General features: G+C 44.6%; 5 protein-coding genes. 2 read left to right on the top strand and 3 right to left on the bottom strand.

All coding sequences use genetic code 11. The features are described from left to right. The coding region (locus ICN39_RS01960) for a tetratricopeptide repeat protein (RefSeq protein ID WP_216232459.1) at positions 1–1,904 on the top strand (1,904 nt) is incomplete at its 5' end. Positions 1,905–2,119: 215 nt separating this feature from the next. Here ICN39_RS01960 and ICN39_RS01955 read toward each other — a convergent pair. From ICN39_RS01955 to ICN39_RS01945, 3 genes are read right to left on the bottom strand one after another with little or no spacing between them, the layout of a single operon-like run. Continuing rightward, on the bottom strand, positions 2,120–3,487 hold the full coding sequence (locus ICN39_RS01955) for an NAD(P)(+) transhydrogenase (Re/Si-specific) subunit beta (protein WP_216232458.1): 1,368 nt from the start codon (positions 3,485–3,487) through the stop codon (positions 2,120–2,122). A 33-nt stretch (positions 3,488–3,520) separates the two neighbouring features. After that, positions 3,521–3,859, bottom strand: coding sequence for a proton-translocating transhydrogenase family protein (locus ICN39_RS01950; protein ID WP_011903634.1), 339 nt, complete (start codon positions 3,857–3,859; stop codon positions 3,521–3,523). A 24-nt stretch (positions 3,860–3,883) separates the two neighbouring features. Then, on the bottom strand, positions 3,884–5,014 hold the full coding sequence (locus ICN39_RS01945; RefSeq protein ID WP_216232457.1) for a Re/Si-specific NAD(P)(+) transhydrogenase subunit alpha: 1,131 nt from the start codon (positions 5,012–5,014) through the stop codon (positions 3,884–3,886). A gap of 176 nt (positions 5,015–5,190) precedes the next feature. On the opposite strand from ICN39_RS01945, the gene mnmA reads away from it, so the two are divergent. Further along, positions 5,191–6,303 carry a tRNA 2-thiouridine(34) synthase MnmA gene (gene mnmA / locus ICN39_RS01940; protein WP_216232456.1) on the top strand — a complete coding sequence of 371 codons (1,113 nt, stop codon included), beginning with the start codon at positions 5,191–5,193 and terminating at the stop codon, positions 6,301–6,303. Positions 6,304–6,346 lie beyond the last annotated feature (43 nt).

Below are 6,346 nucleotides of genomic sequence, written 5' to 3'. Positions count from 1 at the left end.
CCATCGATCCTAATTTAGCCGAGGCTTGGTCAAATAAAGGCGTTGCCTTGAAAGAACTAAAGCGGCATGAAGAAGCCATTGCTCACTACGATAAGGCGCTTGGCATAAAGCCTGACTATGCTGAGGCTGCATTAAATAAAGGCGCAACCCTTAAAGAGCTTAAAAGATACGAAGAGGCTATAGCTTTTGCCGACCAGGCTTTGTCCATCGATCCTAATTTAGCCGAGGCTTGGTCAAATAAAGGCGTTGCCTTGAAAGAACTAAAGCGGCATGAAGAAGCCATTGCTCACTACGATAAGGCGCTTGGCATAAAGCCTGACTATGCTGAGGCTTGGTCAAATAAAGGCGTTGTACTAAATGAGCTTCAGCAGTATGAAGAAGCCATTGCTCACTACGATAAGGCGCTTGGCATAAAGCCTGACTATGCTGAGGCTTGGTCAAATAAAGGCGTTGTACTAAATGAGCTTCAGCAGTATGAAGAAGCCATTGCTCACTACGATAAGGCGCTTGGCATAAAGCCTGACATTGACTGGGTATTCGGAGATTTACTCCAGATAAAGATGAAAACAGGTAGCTGGTCAGACATGGCGGATTTTTTAGACATTATTTCTAAAAAGGTGATGGCCAGTGAGAAAGTTGCACACCCATTTTCATTGCTTGCATTGAGCGAAGACGCTTTTTTACATCAGAAATGTTCTGAGATTTATGCCCAAGATAGATATCCAGAAAATTTTGCTTTAGGCCTGATTCCTAAGACCGCTAAAAAGGAGAAAATTCGCATTGCTTATTTCTCTCCTGATTTTCGAAATCATCCAGTTTCTTTTCTAACCTCTGAGCTCTTTGAAATCCATGACAGAAGTAGGTTTGAAGTTTTTGCTTTTTCGTTAAAGAAGTCTCCTATTGGAGATGAAATGAACTTACGTCTAAGAAAGGGCTTTGATAGATTTATAGATGTTGAAAGCATGTCAGACAAAGAAATTGCTCAATTAGCTAGAGAATTAGAGATTGACATTGCCATTGATTTATCCGGGCCAACGAAATACTCAAGAGCTGGAATTTTTTCTTATCGAGCTGCGCCGATTCAAGTGAATTGGCTGGGTTACCCCGGAACAATGGGCGCTGAATTTATTGATTACATCGTAGCCGATAAAATTATCATACCTGAGATACATCAGCATTTTTATACTGAAAAAGTTGCTTATCTCCCTGATACTTATATGGTGGATGATTCTAAAAGAGTTGCCTCTTCCAGGGTATTTACAAGAGAAGAGTGCGGGCTTCCTGAGAATGCGTTTGTTTTCTGTTGCTTTAATAATGACTATAAATTTAACTCGAATCTTTTAGACGGCTGGTCTAGAGTTTTACATAGTGTAGAGAATAGCGTTTTATGGATTCCAGAAAATAATAAATCTTTTAAAATTAATATAACAACTGAATTTGAGAGGCGTGATATTAACCCTTTGAGAATAATTTTTTCTCAAAGAGAGGAGTTGATGGCCGACCATTTGGCGAGATATGCGCTGGCAGATTTGTTTTTAGATACCTATCCGTACAATGCACATACAACGACTGTGGACTCCCTAAAAGTAGGTGTCCCAGTTCTGACGCTAAAAGGCAAATCATTTGCTAATCGTGTAGCTTCCAGCTTATTAAATGCGGTTGGTTTGCCAGAGCTTATTACCAATACTGAAGAAGAGTATGAAGCGTTAGCTATTGAATTGGCCATGAACACCAAGAAGCTTGCAGATATTAAATTGAAGTTGGCCAGTAATCGCCTTAGTACGCCCTTGTTTGATACTCCTCTTTTCGCAAAGAATATTGAGGCTGCCTACACCAAAATGTATGAGAGATATCAGGCGAATTTACAACCAGACCATATATTTATTACTCAGTCGGAATTTTAAGCGCAGCTAGCGCTAATAATCATGCTTGCATAGTCTTTCGCAGCATAAATGCTATACATCCCGTTCCAAATGGACTGGAAATGGACAGAGTGATTTTTTGCGCTAATTTAAAGCAATGAAAAAGGACGGATGTCAGTGTTTAATTACCCACCAACTACCGTCCTAAATGATTTACGTGACTACGAAATCACGCAGAAAACTTAGCGAACGAAGATTTACTCAACAGCCTTGACCATCTCCTCAACCACTTTCTTCGCATCACCGAAGACCATCATGGTTTTATCCATGTAGAAGAGTTCGTTATCTAGACCGGCATAGCCAGCTGCCATCGAACGCTTATTGACGATGATAGTTTTGGCTTTAAATGCTTCCAAGATTGGCATACCAAAGATTGGGCTACCTGGAGTGCGTGCGGCAGGGTTCACTACGTCGTTGGCACCAAGCACTAGCACTACGTCAGCCTGACCAAAGTCGCTGTTGATGTCTTCCATCTCAAATACTTGATCGTATGGTACTTCAGCTTCAGCCAATAGTACGTTCATGTGACCAGGCATACGACCTGCTACGGGATGAATCGCATATTTCACGGTCACGCCATGATGAGTTAACTTTTCAGTCAATTCTTTGAGGGCATGTTGAGCGCGAGCCACTGCCAAGCCGTAACCTGGAACAATGATTACAGTGTCAGCATTTTCCATGAGGAACGCCGCATCTTCAGGTGATCCTGTTTTGTAGTTCTTAGGGCCACCATCATCGCCACCGCCGGCAGCAGCTTCAGCGCCAAAGCCGCCGAGCAATACAGCCAGAATGGAACGGTTCATTGCCTTACACATGATGTATGAAAGAATCGCACCGGATGAGCCTACGCAAGCACCCGCAATAATCAACACTGGGTTGTTCAATGTGAAACCAATACCGGCTGCAGCCCATCCAGAATAGCTATTGAGCATCGATACAACTACTGGCATATCAGCGCCACCGATAGGGATGATCAAGGTCACGCCCAATACCAAAGCAATGGCACACATTGCCAAGAAGGCTCCGTGGCTATCACCCATGTAATAGGCAACGCCGGCACCAACCATCGAAACGGCCAAAATTAGGTTGAGTAAATGTTGACCAGCAAAAGTCACTGGCTTACCACTGACCTTGCCAGATAACTTACCGAATGCAATCACGGATGCAGTAAAAGTAATCGCGCCAATGAATGCGCCGATGAAGAGCTCGATCTTCTGCGCGCCAGTATGGTCATGGGCTGGATTAAATACAGCGGCAATCGCAATTAAAACGGCTGACAAACCTACGAAGGAGTGCATCAAAGCAACTAACTCAGGCATCTTGGTCATTTGCACGCGTTTAGCGGCAATGGTTCCAATAATCGCGCCACCCACAATTGCAACGCCGATCAAAGAGATGACTGGTTTGAAATCAGGAATGAAGAAAGTGGTGACAACTGCTAACAACATACCAATCATGCCGAATGTATTGCCTTGGCGTGAGGTGGTTGGTGAAGACAAGCCACGCAAAGCGAGGATGAACAACACCGATGAAATGAGATAAGAAATAGCGGTTATGTTTGACATAGTTTTGGTCTCTATATAGGTCTTGTTCTAGGTTTATTTGGTTCCAGCCGCATCAGCTTTAGGAGCTTTTTTCTTGAACATTTCAAGCATGCGACGGGTGACCATAAAGCCACCAAAAATATTGATAGACGCGAGAAATACCGCCACTGCACCAATGATGCTGGTGAGAGTGATTTCATCGCCACCGATAACTTCAGTTTGGAGCAATGCGCCGACGATGATGATGCCGGAGATGGCATTAGTCACCGCCATTAAAGGAGTATGCAATGCTGGAGTTACGTTCCAAACTACGTGATAGCCAACAAAAATGGCCAATACAAACACGGTAATGTTTTGAACGGTGAGGATGCTTTGAAAGGCAGCGAGATCCATAGTGTTTCCTTAGTATTTTTACTATTAGTTTTTGCGGATGGCTTGACCATCACGACACATTAAGCAAGCAGTGACGATGTCATCATCACTTGGGATAACTAACTTAGCTTCTTTATCCACAATGAGTTTCATGAAATCGAGCAAGTTGCGTGAGTAGAGAGCGGAAGCATCTGCTGCAACCATACTGGCTAGGTTGGTGTAGCCAACAATCTTCACGCCATTCACATCTACTACTTTATCTGCTTGCGTTAACGGGCAGTTGCCTGAACCGTTATCACCTTTACCTGCAGCCAAGTCGATCACGATTGAGCCTGGCTTCATATTTGCAACAGTGTCGCTATGCAAAAGTACAGGCGGCTTGCGTCCTGGAATCAATGCAGTGGTGATCACAATGTCAGCTTGTTGCGCGCGTTCTGCAACCAAGGCCGCTTGACGCTTCATCCAGGCTTCAGGCATTGGGCGGGCATAACCACCAACACCTTGTGCAATCTCACGCTCTTCATCAGTTTCATAAGGAACGTCAACAAACTTCGCACCTAATGATTCGATTTGTTCTTTAGCTGCTGGACGCACATCAGATGCTTCAATCACGGCACCAAGACGTTTTGCTGTAGCAATCGCTTGCAAGCCTGCAACTCCGGCACCTAGGATTAGTATGCGTGCTGCTTTAACAGTTCCTGCAGCAGTCATCAGCATAGGCATGAAGCGTTGATATTCATTTGCAGCAACTAATACTGCTTTGTAGCCAGCAATGTTTGCCTGGGAAGATAAAACGTCCATGCTTTGTGCGCGTGTTGTGCGTGGTGCAGCCTCTAATGAAAATGCAGTTACACCTTGCGCAGCCATCGCTGCAATCATGTCGTTATCAAATGGATCGAGCATGCCCAAAAGCACGGTACCGGATTTAATTTGTTTGAGTTCGGCTGCTTCAGGCGCGCGTACTTTGAGAACAATCTCTGCGCCGAACGCATCTGCAGCGCTACCAATGCTGGCGCCCACAGCTTCGTAAGCGGAGTCAGGTTGACTGGCTTTTACTCCGGCGTCTTTTTGAATAACGACGGTATGACCTTGACCAATTAATTTTTTAACGGTTTCTGGTGTGGCGGCTACTCGAGTTTCCCCGGGCCTTGTTTCCAGTGGCACTCCTATGCGCATGGCATGTCTCCAAAAGCAAAATTTATAAAAAATCTATTTTAGTTAAATAGGGCTAATTGCACCCATTTACTTACTCCTCAGCCATTTTGTTTGGTTTTTGCCTGGAATTCTGTGAAATCAGGCTAAGACTTCTACAATATGGTCTGTAAGCTTATATTGAATTTTCGCATTTTTTGATGATCCCGCTCAATTCTTCCTCAATCCCGTCCTCTCAGCCCAAGAAAGTCGTTATTGGCATGTCTGGAGGGGTAGATTCGTCGGTTGCTGCCTGGATGCTCAAGGAGCAAGGCTTTGAAGTTATTGGCCTTTTTATGAAAAATTGGGAAGATGACGATAACGATGAGTACTGTTCTGCTCGTCAGGACTGGCTCGATGTGGTTTCAGTCGCCGATATGATCGGAATCGACGTCGAAGCAGTCAATTTTGCCGCCGAATATCGTGAGCGTGTATTTGCTGATTTCTTGCGTGAGTACGCTGCAGGGAGAACACCTAATCCCGATGTTTTATGTAACGCCGAAATTAAGTTCAAAGCTTTCCTAGATCACGCCATGTGTTTGGGTGCTGATGCAATTGCAACAGGCCACTATGCGCGTGTTCGTCATGAGGGTGGCAAAGTGCAATTGTTAAAAGCTGTCGATGCCAGTAAAGACCAAAGTTATTTCTTGCATCGCCTAACGCAGCAACAATTAGCAAACGTGATGTTCCCGCTTGGAGAGATTCCAAAAACGGAAGTCAGAAAAATTGCCGAGCAAATTGGTTTGCACAATGCCAAAAAGAAAGATTCCACCGGAATTTGCTTTATTGGCGAACGTCCTTTTAGAGAATTCTTAAATCGCTATTTACCGCGCGTACCTGGCCCGATTAAAACGCCAGAAGGTAAGACGGTTGGTGAGCATATGGGCTTGGCCTTCTTCACCTTAGGTCAACGCAAGGGCATTGGTTTAGGCGGTAGTCAGGACGGTAATGGTGATGCTTGGTATGTGGCTCGTAAGGACGTTCCTAACAACACCTTGTATGTAGCGCAAGGCCACGAACACCCGTGGCTATTGGCTAACAAGCTTTCTGCTATGGATGCCAGCTGGGTTTCTGGCGTGGCACCAACGCCTGGAAATTATTCTGCTAAGACGCGTTATCGACAAACAGACGCTGCTTGCGCTTTGAGTGCTGGTGATGATGCGCTAAGTTTTGACTTGAGTTTTCCAGAGGCACAGTGGGCTGTTACACCTGGACAATCCGCTGTCTTATATGACGGGGATATTTGTTTAGGTGGCGGAATTATTTCCTCATAATTTTTCAAACAGCAAATGCAAAAATGCCAATCAAAACTGATTG

Origin of the sequence: Polynucleobacter sp. AP-Reno-20A-A9 (assembly GCF_018882085.1) — a bacterium.
GTDB lineage: Bacteria > Pseudomonadota > Gammaproteobacteria > Burkholderiales > Burkholderiaceae > Polynucleobacter.
This window is presented reverse-complemented; position numbering and strand designations above follow the sequence as displayed.

Coding starts and splice junctions, on each gene's coding strand:
- ICN39_RS01945 (WP_216232457.1), bottom strand. CDS start 5,014: ATGCGCATAGGAGTGCCACTGGAAACAAGGCCCGGGGAAACTCGAGTA.
- ICN39_RS01955 (WP_216232458.1), bottom strand. CDS start 3,487: ATGTCAAACATAACCGCTATTTCTTATCTCATTTCATCGGTGTTGTTC.
- ICN39_RS01950 (WP_011903634.1), bottom strand. CDS start 3,859: ATGGATCTCGCTGCCTTTCAAAGCATCCTCACCGTTCAAAACATTACC.
- mnmA (WP_216232456.1), top strand. CDS start 5,191: ATGATCCCGCTCAATTCTTCCTCAATCCCGTCCTCTCAGCCCAAGAAA.